This is a genomic window from Streptococcus atopicus (genome assembly GCF_049166725.1).
Taxonomy (GTDB): Bacteria; Bacillota; Bacilli; order Lactobacillales; family Streptococcaceae; genus Streptococcus; species Streptococcus hominis.
The window spans coordinates 127,826-146,534 of sequence record NZ_JBMHFC010000003.1; the positions used below are offsets into that span (position 1 = coordinate 127,826).

At 37.9% G+C, this 18,709-nt stretch carries 19 protein-coding genes; 3 read left to right on the forward strand and 16 right to left on the reverse strand.

Going from position 1 to position 18,709, the window contains the following annotated elements; genetic code table 11:
- Positions 1-21 precede the first annotated feature (21 nt).
- The 3 genes from ACOMA9_RS03155 to ACOMA9_RS03165 all read right to left on the reverse strand — a co-directional run bounded on the left by ACOMA9_RS03155 (position 22) and on the right by ACOMA9_RS03165 (position 2,427).
- Positions 22-1,497 carry a PTS galactitol transporter subunit IIC gene (locus tag ACOMA9_RS03155; protein ID WP_037613001.1) on the reverse strand — a complete coding sequence of 492 codons (1,476 nt, stop codon included), beginning with the start codon at positions 1,495-1,497 and terminating at the stop codon, positions 22-24.
- Positions 1,498-1,618: 121 nt separating this feature from the next.
- A complete protein-coding gene (locus ACOMA9_RS03160) occupies positions 1,619-1,924 on the reverse strand; it encodes a PTS sugar transporter subunit IIB (RefSeq protein WP_003023769.1) in 306 nt (101 codons plus the stop codon).
- 23 nt (positions 1,925-1,947) lie between these two features.
- Positions 1,948-2,427, reverse strand: coding sequence for a PTS sugar transporter subunit IIA (locus ACOMA9_RS03165; RefSeq protein WP_022525046.1), 480 nt, complete (start codon positions 2,425-2,427; stop codon positions 1,948-1,950).
- Positions 2,428-2,592: 165 nt separating this feature from the next.
- Here ACOMA9_RS03165 and lacA point away from each other — a divergent pair, with 165 nt between their 5' ends.
- Together lacA and lacB are read left to right on the forward strand one after the other, a co-directional pair.
- Positions 2,593-3,024 (forward strand): galactose-6-phosphate isomerase subunit LacA, encoded by a 432-nt coding sequence (gene lacA / locus ACOMA9_RS03170; protein WP_059220965.1) that lies wholly within the window; start codon positions 2,593-2,595, stop codon positions 3,022-3,024.
- A gap of 18 nt (positions 3,025-3,042) precedes the next feature.
- Entirely contained in the window at positions 3,043-3,561 is a 519-nt protein-coding gene (lacB, locus tag ACOMA9_RS03175; protein WP_003030053.1) for a galactose-6-phosphate isomerase subunit LacB, read from the forward strand.
- Positions 3,562-3,696: 135 nt separating this feature from the next.
- On the opposite strand, the gene ACOMA9_RS03180 is transcribed toward lacB, so the two are convergent.
- On the reverse strand, positions 3,697-4,443 hold the full coding sequence (locus ACOMA9_RS03180; RefSeq protein WP_003023761.1) for a DeoR/GlpR family DNA-binding transcription regulator: 747 nt from the start codon (positions 4,441-4,443) through the stop codon (positions 3,697-3,699).
- A gap of 170 nt (positions 4,444-4,613) precedes the next feature.
- Here ACOMA9_RS03180 and lacD point away from each other — a divergent pair, with 170 nt between their 5' ends.
- Entirely contained in the window at positions 4,614-5,564 is a 951-nt protein-coding gene (gene lacD, locus ACOMA9_RS03185; RefSeq protein WP_151380246.1) for a tagatose-bisphosphate aldolase, read from the forward strand.
- Positions 5,565-5,628: 64 nt separating this feature from the next.
- Here lacD and cshA read toward each other — a convergent pair whose 3' ends face one another.
- From cshA to pbp2b, 12 genes are all read right to left on the reverse strand, one after another.
- Positions 5,629-7,185: a degradosome RNA helicase CshA gene (cshA, locus tag ACOMA9_RS03190; RefSeq protein ID WP_282185613.1), complete on the reverse strand. Its 1,557-nt coding sequence runs from the start codon at positions 7,183-7,185 to the stop codon at positions 5,629-5,631.
- Between the two features lie 408 nt (positions 7,186-7,593).
- Complete coding sequence (locus ACOMA9_RS03195) at positions 7,594-8,502, reverse strand: magnesium transporter CorA family protein (RefSeq protein ID WP_106082617.1); 909 nt, start codon at positions 8,500-8,502, stop codon at positions 7,594-7,596.
- A gap of 324 nt (positions 8,503-8,826) precedes the next feature.
- Positions 8,827-10,371 carry a peptide chain release factor 3 gene (locus ACOMA9_RS03200; protein WP_247906423.1) on the reverse strand — a complete coding sequence of 515 codons (1,545 nt, stop codon included), beginning with the start codon at positions 10,369-10,371 and terminating at the stop codon, positions 8,827-8,829.
- 174 nt (positions 10,372-10,545) lie between these two features.
- Positions 10,546-10,761, reverse strand: coding sequence for a hypothetical protein (locus ACOMA9_RS03205; RefSeq protein ID WP_003041359.1), 216 nt, complete (start codon positions 10,759-10,761; stop codon positions 10,546-10,548).
- A complete protein-coding gene (locus ACOMA9_RS03210) occupies positions 10,758-11,186 on the reverse strand; it encodes a helix-turn-helix transcriptional regulator (protein ID WP_151380248.1) in 429 nt (142 codons plus the stop codon). Before ACOMA9_RS03210 ends, ACOMA9_RS03205 begins: the two co-directional genes overlap by 4 nt.
- A 122-nt stretch (positions 11,187-11,308) precedes the next feature.
- A complete protein-coding gene (locus ACOMA9_RS03215) occupies positions 11,309-11,989 on the reverse strand; it encodes a YwaF family protein (RefSeq protein ID WP_270737002.1) in 681 nt (226 codons plus the stop codon).
- Between the two features lie 6 nt (positions 11,990-11,995).
- The gene (locus ACOMA9_RS03220; RefSeq protein ID WP_151380250.1) at positions 11,996-12,694 is read right to left on the reverse strand and encodes a YwaF family protein; all 699 of its coding nucleotides are present in this window, start codon (positions 12,692-12,694) and stop codon (positions 11,996-11,998) included.
- A 3-nt stretch (positions 12,695-12,697) separates the two neighbouring features.
- Complete coding sequence (locus tag ACOMA9_RS03225) at positions 12,698-13,249, reverse strand: DUF1697 domain-containing protein (protein WP_151380251.1); 552 nt, start codon at positions 13,247-13,249, stop codon at positions 12,698-12,700.
- The gene (locus ACOMA9_RS03230) at positions 13,239-14,609 is read right to left on the reverse strand and encodes a UDP-N-acetylmuramoyl-tripeptide--D-alanyl-D-alanine ligase (protein WP_330944929.1); all 1,371 of its coding nucleotides are present in this window, start codon (positions 14,607-14,609) and stop codon (positions 13,239-13,241) included. Before ACOMA9_RS03230 ends, ACOMA9_RS03225 begins: the two co-directional genes overlap by 11 nt.
- A gap of 132 nt (positions 14,610-14,741) precedes the next feature.
- Positions 14,742-15,788 carry a D-alanine--D-alanine ligase gene (locus ACOMA9_RS03235; RefSeq protein ID WP_151380253.1) on the reverse strand — a complete coding sequence of 349 codons (1,047 nt, stop codon included), beginning with the start codon at positions 15,786-15,788 and terminating at the stop codon, positions 14,742-14,744.
- 132 nt (positions 15,789-15,920) lie between these two features.
- Positions 15,921-16,517: a recombination mediator RecR gene (gene recR, locus ACOMA9_RS03240; RefSeq protein WP_003030149.1), complete on the reverse strand. Its 597-nt coding sequence runs from the start codon at positions 16,515-16,517 to the stop codon at positions 15,921-15,923.
- Positions 16,518-16,527: 10 nt separating this feature from the next.
- Complete coding sequence (pbp2b, locus tag ACOMA9_RS03245) at positions 16,528-18,588, reverse strand: penicillin-binding protein PBP2B (protein ID WP_421424689.1); 2,061 nt, start codon at positions 18,586-18,588, stop codon at positions 16,528-16,530.
- Between the last annotated feature and the right edge of the window lie 121 nt (positions 18,589-18,709).

The following is an 18,709-nucleotide window of genomic DNA, read 5'->3' on the forward strand; positions in this document are numbered from 1 at the left end:
GCTTATTGTTATCTTATTCTTCTATTTTGCATTTGCAGCGTATTCTTCATTTCGCTTAATCATTTGTTTTCTATACCAAGCAAAGATACCAACATAGAACACTAGAAAGACAATAACACCAAAGATAGCCTTGATATCGCCTGTTGTAGCATTTCCGATTGTCCAACCAAGTAATTTTTCAATTGGACCTTCAAGAGTAGAGTGGGTAATCAATTGTGTGCTAGCTACCCCTTTAGGAAATGCATCTACGCCTTTCGCTAAGTCCGTAACAAATGGCGCAATAAGGGTTCCAGATAGAAGGAAGAGCGGAAGCAATAGAGTTCCAAATACAATCATCCGAATGAGTTTACCACGTGTAACAACCAGAAGCGCTGGAGTAACCCCCATTGCAATAATCCCAGCAAGTGGCAAAATACCATTTCCGACTTTAGAAAGAAGGACAGCTTCTACTAGCATAATTGGTGCTAAAACATTGGCACATGCCCAGATTTCTGCACGACCTGCGATAAATGGCCAGTCAAGTCCAATATTGAATTTACGTCCTTGAAGACGTTTTGTTGCAACATTTGTAATTCCTTGTGAAAGAGGTTCTACTGCCGCGATGAACCAAGAACCAATAAGTGAGAACAATTCCAAGCAGACACCAGCTGTCAAACCAAGAGACAACCAACCTTTGATAACAAGTGACCATTTTGCTGCTTCGGCAATGCCAGATACTGGATGTGGCGTTCCCATAATCCCTATCACAATCCCAAGGATAAATCCAATAAAGAATTTAGAGCCCCAGAAACCAATTTTCTTATTCAATTTTGCAGCGTCAAAGTCATATTTATCCAACCAAGGGAAGAATTTATCAAAAATCTTATCCAAAACCATGATAACTGGATTCATCATGTAGTTCATGTGAGTAGAGGTCATTGGCGAGGAGCTAGGCGCATTAAGCAAGTCATCAAATGTTGGTTTCATTAAGTCAGAGTTAATAATTTTCATTACTCCGACAAGTACGACTGCAAGCGTTGCTACAAAGAGCGACACACCTTGGCTAACACCATTATTATCCGCATACCACTTAATCAATAGACCTGTAATTGATAAATGCCAAATATCAAAAATATCAACATCTAAGGTATCCGTTTTTTTCGTAATTAACATCACGACATTAACGATGAGCATAATGAGTAAGAAGTAAAGCGTCCAAGCAGAACCCCATGTAATCGTCGCCAATGGTGCCCAACCAACGTCTGTAATATTAAGTTGAATTCCTGTGTTTTCAACGAATTTCGCAAGTGAAGCCGAGAAAGCGCCATTTAACATACCGATAATAGCACCAATCCCCGTAAGAGCTATGGCAAGTTTAATACCGCCTTCTAAAGCTTTGGAAAACTTCACTCCAAAGCATAAAGCAAGCACCGTTAAGACTATCAACATGATAATTGGTGCCCCCATATCTAAAATGGGTTTAAAGAAGCGATTGGCTAAGTCAATAATGACATTCATAAAAAATCCTCCCGATTTTATTTTTTGAAAGATAGTGAACGAAAAGTGAAATAACTATTTCAGTAGATAAAAATTGTTTTTATCTAGCGTTTCAATTTTTCATTTTTTCTAATGAATTACTTTAACTAAGTCCATGTTCCTTAATAGCTGCTTCAATATTGTCATATACTGGTGCACTCATGGCTGGAATACGGAATAAAATTGGTCCTGCTTCAATAACAGGAATCCCCGGTTCAAATCCCAAATCCGTTGCTGCTATTGGGGTGAAAATATCATAACCTTTTATCAAGTCTTCATTCACATCTTTGACCATTACCGCATCGCATTGGACATCATAGCCGCGATTTGAAAGTTCTTCTTCAAGAGCATTTTTGATTTGGTGGCTTGAGTTTACCCCTGCTCCACAGGCTGCTAAAATTTTAATCATTGTAAAATCCTCCATTTTTATTTTTAATGATTTATTGTTTCCGATATATAATGAAATAGTTTATCTTCCTCATCCAACTTGGATAAGGACTCTAGGTTGCCGTCAGCAGTAAAGAAGTCCATCAATTGAGCCAAGATATTCGTTTGACTGGCATTAGAATTATTGATAATGAAGAACAAAAGCGATACTTGTACTTCATTTGACGGAACAATCATATTATGAAAAGTCACCGGCTGATCCAAGCGGACTACAACCACTTTTTCTGCTAAATTATGAACAATATCCGTATGCGGAATTGCTACATTCGGCAAATCTTTCCCTAAAAATTCCATGTCCAGCCCCGTAGGAAAGGACTTCTCTCGTTCAATTAAGGCATTCTTATAAGAAGACGTTACAATGTGTCTATCTTCAAGAAGGTCAGCAACTTGATTAAAAAGGTCTTCCTGACTGTCGGCTTGCAGACAAAAGACTAAATCTTTATCAAATAACTGATAAAGTTCCATCATATTCCCCCTTCTATTTTGTTTTATTTTGTTTATAAACAAAGTATATCATTATATGTAAACGGTGTCAATAGTTTATTTTGTTTTTTTATGTTATTTTTTGTTTGACAATATTTGTGTGAGATGTTATGATGTTGTTGTGAAATAAAAAAAGGAGGTATAACAATGAAAGTTATACTAGGTACAGACCGTGATGGTTTTGAGTTAAAAAATAAAGTAAAAACTCATTTACTCCAACTTGGTTATGACATTAAAGATCTCAACGAACAAGAAGGTGCTGCTGATTTTGTCGACTCGACAGACGCTCTTGTTGAAGAATTACGAAAAGATGATACTGCCCGTGGTATTTTGTTTGACCGTTTTGCAGTTGGTTCTTATATGGTTGCGAATAAACACCGTGGGATCATTTGTGCTGCTGTTTCAGATGAGCATTCTGCCATGATGACCATTCGCCACAATTCTACACGCATTATCACTCTCGGTACAGCTATTCTCGGTGAAGAATTGGCAAATGCCTGTGCAGAAGCTTATTTAAAAGCTGACTATGATGCTGGGCGTCACCAAGTTCGCATTGATATGCTTAATAAATTATGTTAAAGGGTAGGAGGAAAAATTATGAAAATCGCTCTCGGCTGTGACCATATCGTAACAGATACAAAAATGAAAATTTCTGAACATTTAAAAGACCTCGGTCATGAAGTCATTGATGTCGGAACCTATGACTTTCATCGGACTCATTACCCAATCTTTGGTCGTCTGATTGCAGAAAATGTTGTTTCAGGAAAAGCTGATCTTGGAATTGCCCTTTGCGGTACAGGAGTCGGTATTTCTGCTTCTGCTGACAAAGTTCCCGGTACTCGTGTAGCTCTTGTTGGTGACGTTCTAACCGCACGCTATGCAAAGAAAGAACTCAATGCAAATATCATCGCTTTTGGTGGACGTATTCTTGGTCAAAATCTTATTCATAATATCGTTGATGTCTTTCTTGAAACAGAGTACGAACCAACAGAAGCCAACAAACAATTGATTGAAAAAATCGATAATAGCATTGAAGTTAGCCCTGAAATCGCTAAAAATGACCATATTTTCGATGAAGAAAATGCTAAATGGGCTCGCGGTGAATACCACGACTAAAAACTCAATACTCAGAAAATCAGGCTCAGTCTAATATGGACATGGCCTGTTTTTTAATAGGATGTGTCAATACCGCAAGAAAGATACAAAACAAAAATCACCTGCTCCTCTATGAACAGGTGATTAAAATATTAACTATAAAACATTTGTATATGATTTATACTTTTCCTTGACCTTTGGTGAGATATGATCATCCGTGATTACTGCATCCAAATCATCCAACTGATAGAAACAATAGAAAGAATAGCTGTCAAATTTGCTATTATCTGCCACAATGTACTTTTCAATCGCATTGTTCAAGATAATGGCATTGCCATTTCCTTCTTCTTCATTGGCAGTTGTGACATTATGACCGTCAATTCCATTGACACCAATAAATGCTTTAGAAACTTTGATTTCTTTCAATAATTTATTAGCAAATTGTCCGACAAACGTTTGTGTCTTCACCCGATAACGACCGCCAATCAGGATAATATCACAATTGGGATTATCTTTTAATTTTTCAAAAATAGGAAGCGAATTTGTCACAATACTCACACTTTTATCAGCCAAATAATCTCCGATAAAATCCGTCGTTGTTCCCGAACCGATAAAAACTGTATCACCAGAAAAAATCAAATTGGCACATTTTTGAGCAATTGTTCGTTTTTCTTCAATATTTAACATCGTTTTTTCAGTATGGGAGGCTTCATTCAAGCCATTTTTTACTTTTTTGTGAGCTCCTCCATGAACACGAGTCAACAAACCTTGCTTTTCCAAGTCAATCAAATCACGACGTATCGTCATATCTGTTACATCTAGTAACTCTTTTAATTTCTTGACAGAAACCACTCCTTGCTGATCCAATTCTTGGAGAATCACTCTATGCCGTCCTTCTTTCATTTTGTCTCCTTTCTAGTTTTATATAATTTTATTCCTCAAATATATTATACAACAATTTATTCATTTTGAAAAATTAAAAACAATATTTTTTTGATTTTTGTAAAATATTGTTTGACTTTGTTTTATTTGTGTTCTATAATTAAACTATACAAAACAAAAGGAGTCTAAAGATGACAACAAAACAAGAAAAATTAAAACGTTTATGTGATAAAAACGGAATTATCGGCGCTTTGGCTATTGACCAACGAGGGGCTTTGCGTCGTATGCTTGGTGAAGACACTCCAGTTGAGCAATTGGAAACCTTTAAAGTGCTAGTTTCGAAATACTTAACAAAATACGCTTCTTCTATCCTTCTTGATCCAGAGTTAGGTTGGAAAGCAGCGGAAGCTCGTGATAAAAACGCTGGATTATTAGTTGCCTATGAAAAAACAGGTTATGACAAAACTGTTCCCGGTCGCTATCCTGACCTCGTAGAAAATGTCTCCGTCCAACGTCTCAAAGCAAACGGTGCTGATGCTGTGAAAGTCTTACTCTATATAGATATTGACGAAGATAGAGCAGTCAATGACGTCAAAGAAGCCTTTATTGAGCGAATAGCTTCTGAATGCAAAGCAGAAGACATACCTTTTTTCCTTGAGTTAGTTTCTTACGATGCCAAGGTGATGGATGAAAAAGAATATGCTAAACTCAAACCTCGCAAAGTCATTGAAGCAATGAAGCTTTACTCACAAGAACGATTTGGTGTAGATGTTCTCAAAGTTGAAGTTCCAGTCAATATGAAATATGTTGAAGGATTCGCAGAAAATGAAGTTCTTTACACCAAAGAAGAAGCCGCTGCCTTCTACAAAGAACAAAGTGATGCCACTTCTCTTCCATTTATTTTCTTATCTGCTGGAGTATCCGCACAGCTTTTCCAAGATACACTTCGCTTTGCTAAGGAATCCGGCTCAACTTTCAACGGTGTCCTTTGCGGTCGTGCAACTTGGGCTGGTGCTACCAAAGCCTATCAAGAAGGTGGCGAAGCTGCTACAATTAAATGGCTTGAAACAATAGGTAAACAAAATATCGTTGAATTAGATGCAGTTCTCCAAGAGACTGCTACGCCTATTGTATTTAAATAACTTTGTATCTCCTTATAAAAACATAAAAAGACGAACTTCTATTCGCCTTTTTATTATTGTATAATTACTTATCACCTTTATTACGGATGACAAATCCTGTTTTCTTCTCACTTGAAGTATTACGAGGTTTTTTGTGGTCTTTGCGGTAACGCTTTTCTTTGTCAAAGCGATCGTGGCGACCACCCTTTTTGTAATTGTCACGCCCATTAGTACGGTCACGACGATCATTACTACGACGCCCATTTTTGCTGTTACGATTACCTTTATTAGCTCCCGGAACATATTTAAATGGTAATGGCTTTTCACGAGCAATTTCTACTTCTGGTAGAGTGTCTGGATCTTGTACGGTTAAGGTCAATATATATAAAGCCAATTCCTCCGGTGTAAATTCAGCTGCCAGCTTGCGAGCGTCTTTGCCAAACTTTTCAAATTGGTTGCGAATACTTTCATCTGCAAAATCTCGCTCAATCTTTTTGAGTGCAACTTTTTTCTTAGCTTGAAAGGCTTCTTCTGCCGTTGCTGGCTTCATACCTTTCATCCGTTTTTTAGTTAAGCTTTCAATGACTTGAAGATACCCCATTTCATTTGGTGCGACAAATGTAATGGATTGACCAGATTTCCCAGCACGACCTGTCCGTCCGATACGATGCACATAACTTTCAGGATCTTGTGGAATATCGTAATTGTAAACATGCGTGACACCAGAAATGTCCAATCCACGTGCTGCGACGTCCGTTGCAACAAGAATATCTAAATTACCATTTTTGAAGTCACGAAGAACACGGAGACGTTTTCCTTGGTCTAAATCGCCATGAATCCCCTCTGTGCGGAAACCACGGATTTTAAGTCCACGAGTCAATTCATCAACTCGGCGTTTGGTACGCCCAAAAACGATAGAAAGTTCTGGTTGTTCCACATCCATGAGACGTGTCATGGTATCAAATTTTTCATTTTCTTTTACACGGATATAATATTGATCCACCAGTTCTGTTGTCAATTCTTTTGCTGCAATTTTGACATGTGTTGGCTCTTTCATAAACTTCACGCCAATCCGCTTGATAGCATCTGGCATAGTAGCTGAAAAGAGAAGGGTCTGACGCTCTTCCGGCACGCGTGAGATGATTGCTTCAATGTCTTCTAAGAAACCCATATTGAGCATTTCATCCGCTTCGTCTAAAATGAGCGTTTCTACATGATTGAGTTTCAGTGCTTTGCGCTTAATGAGGTCTAATAAACGTCCTGGAGTTCCAACGACAATGTGCGCGCCTGAACGGAGAGCCTTGATTTGCTTTTCAATGCTAGATCCACCATAAACCGAGCGAACTTTTACTCCTTTGTTTCGACCAAAGCGGAAGAGTTCCTCTTGACTTTGAACAGCCAATTCACGAGTTGGTGCAATGACTAAAGCCTGAACAACAGGATTTTCTGTGTTAATTTTTTCGAGAGTTGGAAAACCAAAAGCAGCTGTCTTTCCTGTACCAGTCTGCGCTTGTCCAATCACATCTTTTCCTGCCATAGCAAGCGGGATTGTTTGTTCTTGGATTGGACTGGCTTCAACAAAGCCTGCTTTTTCAATTTCTGCTAACAATTCAGCAGACAAATGTAATTCATTAAATTTCAATTTTTTCTTCTTTCTAAAAAGGTAGTGCGAAGCTACCTTATAAAACATATTTTACTTTCTCATTCAGTAAATTTGATACCAGTATTCCAATAGAAAAGACTTTATCTTAATTACTTGCCAAAAGCAACTGAGAAAGCTGACTATTTTGTAACTTATCTAGTATAACACAAAGAATGATAAAAAGATAGGATTTATTTTTTACTTCCACGCCGTACGCATGAAGAAAATGCATGTAACCCTTTTTCCGGAATACATACATTTTTCAAAAAATTTTCAAACAGATTTACCAATTAAAACTAAATACATTCATTTTGAATGAATTATAGCATAAATTATACTTAAAAAGTGATATTTATCGTGAAAACACGCTAATTGAAAACGATAATTTCTTCATGCGCTTGGCGTGTTTTACTTTTTATTGGCCAGCCATTTTAAAGCTTTGGTCAATACAACCCACAGAACGAGACTAATAACAACAATATAAATCCAAGCATTTTTATCATTAGACAATGGAAGTGGCACATTCATGCCAAAGAATCCCGTAATAACTGCAAGGACTGCTAAAAGGACTGAAATGATTGTTAAAACGGTTAAATTATCATTTAGATTATTGTTCAAAATGTTATTGTAGGAACCAGATAGTTGACTGAGAACTTGAGAAATCAAGTCTGTCATTGCTACTAATTGGCGAGCTTCAATCATGACATCGTCAAACTGCTCTTTTTCAATCTCATCTAAATGGCGATAAATTGCATGTCCTTTAATGTGCTCTAACAGCATACGATTTTGCTTTGCAGCTGCTACCAAATAGACTATGGAAGTTTCTAAGTCTGCTAAAGCAAAGAGATTTTTCTTGGTGGTCGTTTTGTGCAATAACTGATTGATATGATCCTTTGTCTCATCCATTTTTTCGATAACAGGATAATAAGAATTGCACACTAATTCTAAACTAGCAAATAGAAATTTGTACACCGTCACAGGTTCATGATATTCAATATAGTTTTTCATCATGTCTACAACATAAGTATTTGCTCGATTGCTGACTGTCAAGAGTTTATCTTTCTGTACAATAAAGGTCATAGGAATAGTTTCATAATAGTCCTTATCCCTTTTTAAGTTTAATACGTTGAAAATAAAAACGACTGTTCCTGTTTCACGATTGTAATCCATGTGCGCTCGTTCATTTTTATCTAACGCGTACTCAATCGTTTCTTCATCAATATTGTATTCCTTATAAGAATCTGGATGTTGACTTAAAATATCTGCATCTAAGTTTATCCAAGACATTCCATTTTTCAACTCTTTTTCAATAAACACCCTTTTCTCCTTTCTTGACTTTAAATAATCTAAAGGATTGAGAAAAACGCTCAATCCTTCATCAATCGTTATTGTACTTCTTTATCTAATGCTTGATATGCTAACAAACGAACTCACTTAACCCAGTTCTGTTTCAAAAATCATTATGATAAAACTCCAACAATAGCATAGTTTTTGAGTGAATTACTCTGCTAATATGCAGTGGCAAGTCTCACATTTTCTTTAACTGAGTTCGAGCTAAATCCTCGGAAAATAGATAAATCCTCCTAGAAGCAATCGCTTCTTCGTCAGATTTCCTAATTTTCTATCGGATTTTTAACGCTCTCACATCTTCTCTTCCAACTTGACATCTGGATATTTATCGGCAAACCAGCGCAAGGCAAAGTCATTTTCAAAGAGAAAGACAGGCTGGTCAAAGCGATCCTTGGCTAAAATATTGCGGCTGGAGGACATACGCTCGTCCAGATCATCTGGTGAAATCCAGCGGACAGTCTTTTTGCCCATGGGTGTCATGACTACTTCGGCATTGTATTCATTTTCCATGCGGTGCTTGAAGACTTCAAACTGAAGCTGACCGACAGCCCCCAGCATGTATTCACCGGTCTGGTAGTTGGTGTAGAGCTGAATGGCTCCTTCTTGGACCAATTGCTCAATTCCCTTGTGGAAGGATTTTTGCTTCATGACATTTTTAGCCGCAACCTTCATGAAAATTTCTGGAGTAAAAGTTGGCAGGGGTTCAAACTCAAACTTATTTTTACCAACTGTCAAAGTATCACCAACTTGATAAGTCCCTGTATCGTAAACCCCAATGATATCACCGGCCACCGCATTTTCTACATTTTCACGTGATTCTGCCATAAACTGGGTGACATTTGAGAGTTTGACAGTTTTTTTGATACGGGTCAGATTTACACTCATACCGCGCTCAAATTCGCCCGATACGATGCGGACAAAAGCAATGCGATCACGGTGTCTTGGATCCATATTGGCTTGGATTTTAAAGACAAATCCTGAAAAATCCTTATCCAGCGGGCTGATTTCCTGATTATCTGTGGTTTTGTGTCCATGAGGCTCTGGTGCAAACTCCAAGAAAGTGTCAAGAAAAGTCTGCACTCCAAAGTTAGTTAGGGCTGAACCAAAGAAGACAGGGGTTAATTCCCCATTAAAAATAGCTTCCTGTGAAAATTCATTTCCCGCTTCCTGTAGGAGTTCAATATCCTCTAAAACCTGAGCATAAAATGGATTGTTGCCAAATATTTTTTCTCCTTCTTCGATGCTGGCAAAGCGCTCATCACCTTTACAGAGCTCCAGTCGCTGATTGTGCAAATCATAGAGACCTTCAAAGGATTTCCCCATCCCAATCGGCCAATTCATCGGATAGCTGGCAATGCCAAGTACTTCTTCTAATTCTTCCAGCAAATCAAGGGGTTCACGCCCGTCGCGGTCCAGTTTATTGATAAACGTAAAGACTGGGATATTGCGGTGTTTGACGACTTCAAAGAGTTTTTTAGTCTGAGCCTCAATCCCTTTGGCAGAGTCCACCACCATGACTGCGGCATCCACGGCCATGAGGGTGCGGTAGGTATCTTCTGAAAAATCTTCGTGCCCAGGTGTATCAAGAATATTGACCCGTTTTCCGGCATAGTCAAACTGCATGACAGAAGAGGTCACTGAAATCCCCCGCTGCTTCTCAATATCCATCCAGTCAGATTTTGCAAAGTTCCCGGTCTTCTTACCCTTGACCGTACCTGCTTCACGAATCTCACCCCCAAAATAGAGCAATTGCTCTGTGATAGTTGTTTTACCGGCATCTGGGTGAGAGATAATTGCAAAAGTTCGGCGTTTTTTAATTTCGTCTTGAATCGTCATTTTGTCCTCTTTTTCTTTTTGATTAGTATTTTTTATCTCTATATCACAAACTCTTACTACATTGGTCTGTCCTTAACTCTTTCAACCTACCTATTATAGCGGATTTAAAGGATTTTTTCAATTGCTTAGAACATATAAAAAATCGCTCTGTTTCTTGATATAAGAGACTACATTTTAGAATCTCACAATCACACTAGCAAAGAGAAAAATTACCAATATAACGATTAAAACCAGTAAATAGATAATCCGTTGTTTCCTCATTTGAAGTTCTTCTTTTTCTTCTGTCGTCATGGAAAAAACAGCCTTGTTTCGGTTTAATAAGTACAAAATCAAGCCTTCTCCCCGTTGACCGCCAGCTGCCAAAACTCCCCAGAAATTAGGATGCTTCATCCCACGCGAACCGCAGCGTCTAATTCAACTAGTTTAAACAATTGATACACAAACAGCCCATTTGTTACGACGAGTAAACCAATCAAGGTCAGCAGATAACTCTTAGAAATTGGAATGATAAAAATAAAGAAAAGGAACAAAAGACAAATATTACATATAAAGGCCAATAAAATCTTTTGGTTGCTCTTTACAACATTTGTCGAATCTTCTAAGTGCTGAATCATGCGCTCATCTCCTTTCAGCAATTCATCCAAACTAACCTGGTACAAATCACTTAATTGTAAAACATATAAAATATCCGGATAAAATTTTTCTGTTTCCCAATTTGAGATGGTTTGTCTAGATACATTTAATTTTTCTGCGACATTTTCTTGTGTCAAACCACTCATCTGACGTGCTTCTTTTAATTTTTTCCCAATTTCCATTATCCCTCTCCTATCTTTCTACCTTTATTTTACTATTTTCGTTTATAAAATCTAGCAAAATTTTTTACATTTAGAAAAAATCCTGCCAAATAAATTTGACAGAGGATGTAATGCTTAAAGTTTTAAACTAATTTTGATTGCTTTTTCCATCGCCTTTTAAAATATTCATCAAAAAGGAGCAAAGCGGTGGCCAGAACCAGTGAGACAAGTACGTAATTCACCCAGATTCGGTCTCCTTTTATAAGCGGGGGATGAGTCATCAATCCATAATTTCCACCAGTTACGGCATTGACACCAACTAAAAACAAATCCAAAGCAAATGTGTAGCCCACAATCTCATACTTCTTCAACAGCTGCTTGTCATGGTGGTTGATAAGATAAACCAGCGAATTAACCAGCAGGCAGTAATGCCCCAGAAGAAATGAAAAGCTGGTGATATGCGGAAAATCATAGGGGTCAAAAACTGGGTAACCAATTGCAAAAATCGCCCCGCTGACACCTAAAAGAGCAAAATACTGCTTGCTTCGACATTTATCTGGCAGCAGCAACATGGCAAACATGGCTAAGCGGCAATGATAAAAAGGCAGATTATTTGCAAATGAAATATGGAAACCAAAATACCAAGAATAAAGTATAACTAATTGAAAAGCTTGTAAATATTTAAAAGTTTTCTGATACAGTGGGTTTGGCGCATAGCGAACTGAAATGTAAATGAGGAACAAGAGAATTCCTATCATCGTCACATAGCTCATAGCAGAAATGGGAGGTGGTGCTGTCTTTTGAGTTGTGAAAAAATCATTCAGCACAGCTTAATTTTCCTGTCTTACTGTTTCTTCTTGTTCTTGTCTAATTTGTTTAAAAATCAAAGAAACCACGAAAATTGCTAAAATCAAGGTCAATGAAACAAAAATATAATTAGCAATCATTCCATGACTTCCAACTAAAGGTGGTACTTTCAAAAAACCATAATTTCCGCCACTCACCAGATTTACAAATATCAATAAAAGATTCATACTAAAGCTAATCTCTACAATTCGCCGTAAATTCAACTGCTCACTATCATAATGATTCAGCAAATATGTGAGAGAATTTCCCAAAAGAGCATAGTGACCAATTAAATAGGAGGCTAAAGTGATGTGAGGAAAAGCAAATGGGTCAAATAAAGGATAGACCAATGCACAAATAGGTCCAAACACTCCTAAAAGCGCAAAATACTGTTTATAGGTTGAAGAATCAGGCAGAAACAAAATAGCAAACATCGCCAATCTGCAATGATAAAAGGGAAGTGATTCAGAAATTGGTGACAAGGTCACAATATACCAGCCATAAAGCACTAAAATTTGTAAACCTTGTACAGCTTTCAAAAAGTTCTGATAGCGCCTGTTTTTATGATATTTTACAGCACTATACATGACATAAATGATTCCTAAAAACATCATTCCATACCAAAATGGAGTTAATTGAGGGGCCTCCGTTTTATGACTTGTAAAAAATTCTTGTAGATTCATCTCCTACTCATCCATCCTATTACTTAATTCTTTAATAACACTCAGCTTTCTTGTTGTGGCGACAATACCTAACTTCTTTTCAAGAAAATTATTATTTAACTTCTTTTTTCTGGCAGCTCTTGGTAAATACATATAAAGGCAAGTAGTTCCAACTGCAAATATTTCGTCTGTAAAGTTCATTGCTTGTAGTTCTGCCAATTGCTCCGTTGGAATGTGATTGTTTGTAAAAACGAGATGAATCCGTGACGAATCCAACTCCTCAGAAAAGGGATTTCCTAAAATAGCATTTTCTAAATCGGACTTTTCTTTTACGATAATGGATAAATTTGCACCAATGTTTTCCAATATCACCTGATGCATGTGTTGGGCTAATTCTTCAGCTGGTAGGCTTGTTTCGCAAATCACATTGCCTGATTGAATATAACTTGAAACATTATCTAAACCAGATTGTTCCAACATTTGAACCAAATCACTCATCTTAGGGATCCGATTTGGTCCTGTTGGCATCACGCCACGAAGGAGGGCAAGATACTGTACTTGACGGTTACTCTTCATTCTCCAATTTCTCCACTAGACTGGCTAAATTCATAGAGTTACTTCCTTTTATCAGCAATTGGTCCGTTGGTTTGAGTGCTTCTTTAACAGCCTTGACTAAGTCAGAAAATTGATCTTTTTCAGCATTTTTTACAAAATAATGGGCTTTTCCAGGCGGGAAAATTTCCTTAGCATAGGCAAATAGAGCAGCCATGTCCTCTCCATAAAGGAAAATTTCTGAGAGAATTTCTGGATTTAGGCTGGTTATCATGGCACCGTGCATTTGTTTAGAATCAGCCCCCAATTCTTTCATATCAGCTAAAACTGCCAGTTTCCGACCTTTTTCATTAAACGGAATCGTTGAAAATGTCTCCAAAATCAAGCGCATAGCGGTTGGATTGGCATTGTAAACATCTGAAAGGATATCTGCACCATTTTTAGCTTTCTTCCATTCGGTTCGATTTCGTGTTAATTCAAGCGTGGCAAATGCTTTTTGGATCTTATCTTGTGTTACTCCTTCTTTCAACGCCACATAAGATGCAATCATGGCATTTGTTGCATTGTATTTCCCAGTTACTGGAAGGTCAATGGCGTTATCTAAGAAATTGGTTTCAAAAGTCAAACTATCTTTTCGTTCTTCTAATTTCGTTAGGAAAATATCTTCGTCTGGACCAAAACGGACTACATTTTGCTGGCTCGGTAGAAAATCATTGATAATCTTGTCCGCTGGAACGATTAAAAGCCCCCCCTCTTTCATGCCGTTGGCAATTTGCATTTTTCCTTTTGCAATTTCATGACGACTTTTAAAGAATTCTAAATGCGCTTCGCCAATCAGTGTCACAATACCTACTTTTGGCTGAGCAATTGTGGACAGAAGGTGAATATCCCCCATGTGATCTTGTCCCATTTCCAAAACCAATTTTTCGGTGTCATCTGGCATGTGTAAAACCGTATAAGGAAGACCAATTTCATTATTGTAGTTTCCTTGCGTTTTATAAGTCTTGTAAGTTGTTGACAAGAGGTGAGCCAGCATATCTTTGGTCGTCGTCTTACCGTTAGAACCTGTGACCGCAAAGACATCTACCTTCATTTTTCCCAGATAATACTGTGCCAAACGCTGCAACGCTGCCAATACATCATCAACTAAAATATAAGGATAGTCGTCCAATTCTTTTTCTGACAAGGTTGCCACAGCACCATTTTCAAATGCTGTCGCAATAAAGTCATGCCCATCACGCGCACCCTTAAGAGGCAGAAATAAATCTCCCTCTCCAATCAATCGGCTGTCAAATTCTGCCTTTCTAAATGTACAATCTGGAAATAGATGAACATCATTTTTGGCTTTCAAAACAGAAGCCACTTCATAGAATGTTAATTGCATTTTTCTCACCTGTATGTCTTAAATTTCTCTAACTCTCTCATTATACCACAGAATAACCTACTTTTACACATACTCGCTAAAGACATACTAAAACAATAGAAAAAAGAACCTTTCGGTTCTTTCAATCTTGTCTCACAACAAATGTTTTTCATGTTTTGTAAACGTTTCTTGGGCTAAAAGGACTAATTTCTCAATCAAATCCGTATAAGAAATGCCCATATTTTCCCAAAGCAGCGGATACATCGACCATTGAGTGAAACCTGGCATCGTATTTAGCTCATTAAGGAGAATCTCGCCCTTATCAGTATAAAAGAAATCACAGCGAGCTAAACCAACGCCGCCGATAGCATGAAATGCTTTTTCAGCATATTGACGCATAGTGGCAATGACATCTTCTGATAGTTTTGCAGGAATATCCATGGTGATTTTGTTGTCAATGTACTTGGCTTCATAGTCATAAAAAGCAACATCTTTCACTACCTCACCTGGCAAACTGCTTTTGACTCCTTTATTTCCAAGCAAACCGACTTCAATTTCACGCGCATTGACACCTTGCTCAATTAAGACACGGCTATCATATTTGAAAGCCAGCTCAAGAGCAGAGCGCAATTCATCTTGATTTTCAGACTTAGAAATGCCGACACTAGAACCCATATTAGACGGTTTGGTAAAAACTGGATAAGTTAGATTGGCTTCTACTGCTGCAATCTTTTCGTCTATATTTTCCCCTTCAATCACTGCTACATAGGGAACTTGTGGAATGCCGGCAGAAGCTAATACACGTTTAGTCGTGATTTTATCCATAGCCACACTAGAAGAAAGGATATTACAACCCACATAAGGCATTTTCAACACTTCAAGAAATCCTTGGATAGACCCGTCCTCTCCCATTGGACCATGCAGAACCGGGAACACAACTGCCCCTTCTTCGTAAATATCGCTTGGTTTAATCTTTTGACTTGCAACAACAGTATCGTTGGTCATTAATTTTTCATCGTCGGTAGGTTTGCTTGAAAATTCTTGCGTCTTGATGAAATCACCTGCTTGTGTGATGAAATAAGTCTTCACAAAAAATTTATCATAGTCAATCGCACGCATGACACTCTCCGCTGATAAGACAGAGACCTTTCTTTCCGCACTGCGACCACCGTAAAGGAGAATAATTTGTTGTTTTGCCATTTTTATACCTAACCTTCTTATCTTAAAAGAAATCTACAAATTTAATCGCCTTTTAGTATATCATATTTTAGATTGTTTTTGAATAGAAAAAGAGCTTCCATTTTCTTTTAAAGGAAAGCTCTATTTTCTTTTTTACAATTCTGTGCGATTCTCAATAGCCCGAAGCAGCGTCACTTCGTCTGCATATTCAATATCAGAACCAACTGCTAATCCACGAGCCAGGCGCGTTACCTTGATACCAGCTGGTTTTAACACCCGCGAGATATACATGGAAGTCGCTTCACCATCTGCTGTTGCATTGGTTGCCACAATTACCTCTGTTACCTCACTATCCATCAACCGTGTAATGAGACTTTTCAGATTGATGTCATCAGGCCCAACACCATTCATAGGAGAAATCAATCCCTGCAAAACATGGTACAAGCCATGGTATTCTTGAATATTTTCCATAGCAGAAACATCTCGGCTATCTTCTACAACCAAAATAGTCGATTGATCCCGTGTCTCATCGGTGCAGATAGCACAAGGATCATCATCTGTTAGATTCCCACAAATAGAACAATAGGTCAGCTCACGTTTTGCTGCAAGCAAATTTTTAGCAAATTCATTGACATCATCATCACTCATACCAATCGTATAAAACGCCAAACGCGTTGCTGTTTTTATACCAATTCCTGGTAATTTAGAAAAGCTATCAATCAATTTTGCAATCGGTGTTGGATAAAGCATAGTATCCTTTCTAATTCATTGGATGTTGTTGTTGATACAAGTTAATAATATCACGAGTTATACTATGGCTAACGGTTGACGATAAGTTTGTATTGTGCGGGAACACAACTGCTACTGCAATCTGCGGGTTGTTACTTGGCGCATAAGCCACTACATTCGTATTAATGGCTTCCTTTCCACCCGCAAAGGTTTCTGCTGTCCCTGTTTTGGCGCTAATCGGCACTGCTTCACCTTGTGACAAAGTACGCCCTGTAGTAAATCCGCTTGTACCATGAACTACTTGATAAAAACCTTGTCGAATCAAATCCATATTCTCTTTTGAAATATCAACTTTATTCAGCTCTTTGGTTGACTTGGATTCAATCAACTTTCCAAGCCCGCCCGTCTCATTATTGTCATAAATTCCTTCTACTAAGTGTGGTGCAATACGAGTACCGCCATTAGCCACCGTTGCAGCATATTGCGCCAACTGCATTGGAGTATAGTTATCAAACTGCCCAAAAGCATTGGTTAAGTAGTTCGCAAACGTATATTTCTTAGGTGTGTAACCTTCTGATTCACTTGGTAAATCAATTCCTGTAGATGCTCCCAAACCATATTGAGCAAAAGCTTTACGCAATTTGTCCATAGAGGAATCCAAATTCGTCAAATCAATCGCCATATTGGGCGTATAAGGCGTTCCCATCATATTTAAAGCTAGTTGAACCATATAAGTATTGGATGAATATTCTAGTGCCTCTAAAGCCGTAATTTGACGAGCCCCATATTGTGTGAACCAAGAAGTGATGGCAGAGGAGCCTCCAAAAGAAATTGGTTGATCCGTCATAACTTGATTTCCTGTGATAGCTCCAGATTCCCAGCCAGCTGTTAAAGTAGCTCCTTTCACCACAGAACCCGGGACAAAGTTGTTCATAATCGTTCCAAGAGAGTCTGTTGTTAGTTCTCCTGTATTGGTATCGTGCTTCAGACCAACCATGGCTAAAATAGCACCTGTTTTAGGATTCATCGCAACAGCATATACGCCTTCAGAATATGTCGCATTTCCGCTCGCTAATTCCGCACTAAAATACTTTCTCAAAATGTCTTCTACACCGTTCTGAAAAGCTAAATCTGTTGTTAATTTTAAATTATTTCCCTTACTACCATTGGAAATATTTTTCACGCTTTCCATATTTCCATTTTTATCAAGATTGATTTCTTTGACTGCGCGTTTTCCTTGAAGTGTAGACTCATATTGTTTTTCCAAATAACTCGTCCCAACACGATCATTAAGGGAATATCCTTTTTTCAAATAAGTATCCACTTCTTCTGCGGGTAGCCCTGCCTTTTCACTTGAAACACTTCCGATGATAGAAGCCAAAGAAGTATCCAACACTTTCCTGTCCCAGCTGGTGGTAATACTGATACCAGATAGTTCTTTCGAGCTAGAGGCGATTGTCGCAATCTGATCAGCTGATAAATTATCCGTACGAATATTTCCCGTTTCAAAATTAGAAATAGCATTCATCTGACTGAACAAATAAATAGCTTTTTTATCTTCATCTGAGTAGTTTAACTTTGCTACATCAACACTCTTAACGGCATTATTATAAATCTTAGACTCTGCCAAACGATTTCCATCTGTACCATATTTTTTATTTTTAGGCAGCTGATTAACGACCTTCTTATAAACCTCGCTGTCTGCCAAATAATAATCTACTTGTTGACGCTCAGTAACATCTGCGTTGGAAATAGAAACCAATGGAAGCAATTTTTGAGCAATTTCTTTAATCTCTGCAGCCGTCATTTTGTTGCTACGTGTGAAAGAGACGACTTGCTTGGTTGTATTCTCAACCAACGGTTTCCCACTCGCATCATAAATCTGACCCCGAACCGAACTGGTTGTCACTTTAGTCTTGCTAGCTGTCGCTAATTTTTTTGTATAAAAACTCCTATGGATAACCTGCATATAGCCCAAACGCACAATCAAACTCATAAACAGTAAAATCACAATTCCAAATAATAAATTCAAACGTCGTGGAATGGAATGGCTATTAAATGTTCTTTTTTTCTTAGACATGGTATCTCTCATTCTAGTCAAAATGCTATCTTTTATTGTACCATAAATCCACCTAAATGAAGTCGTGGAAAATGGAAAACACTGAGAAAAAACACAAACTAGAAAGAAAAAACTCGCAACACTTTAAAAAGCC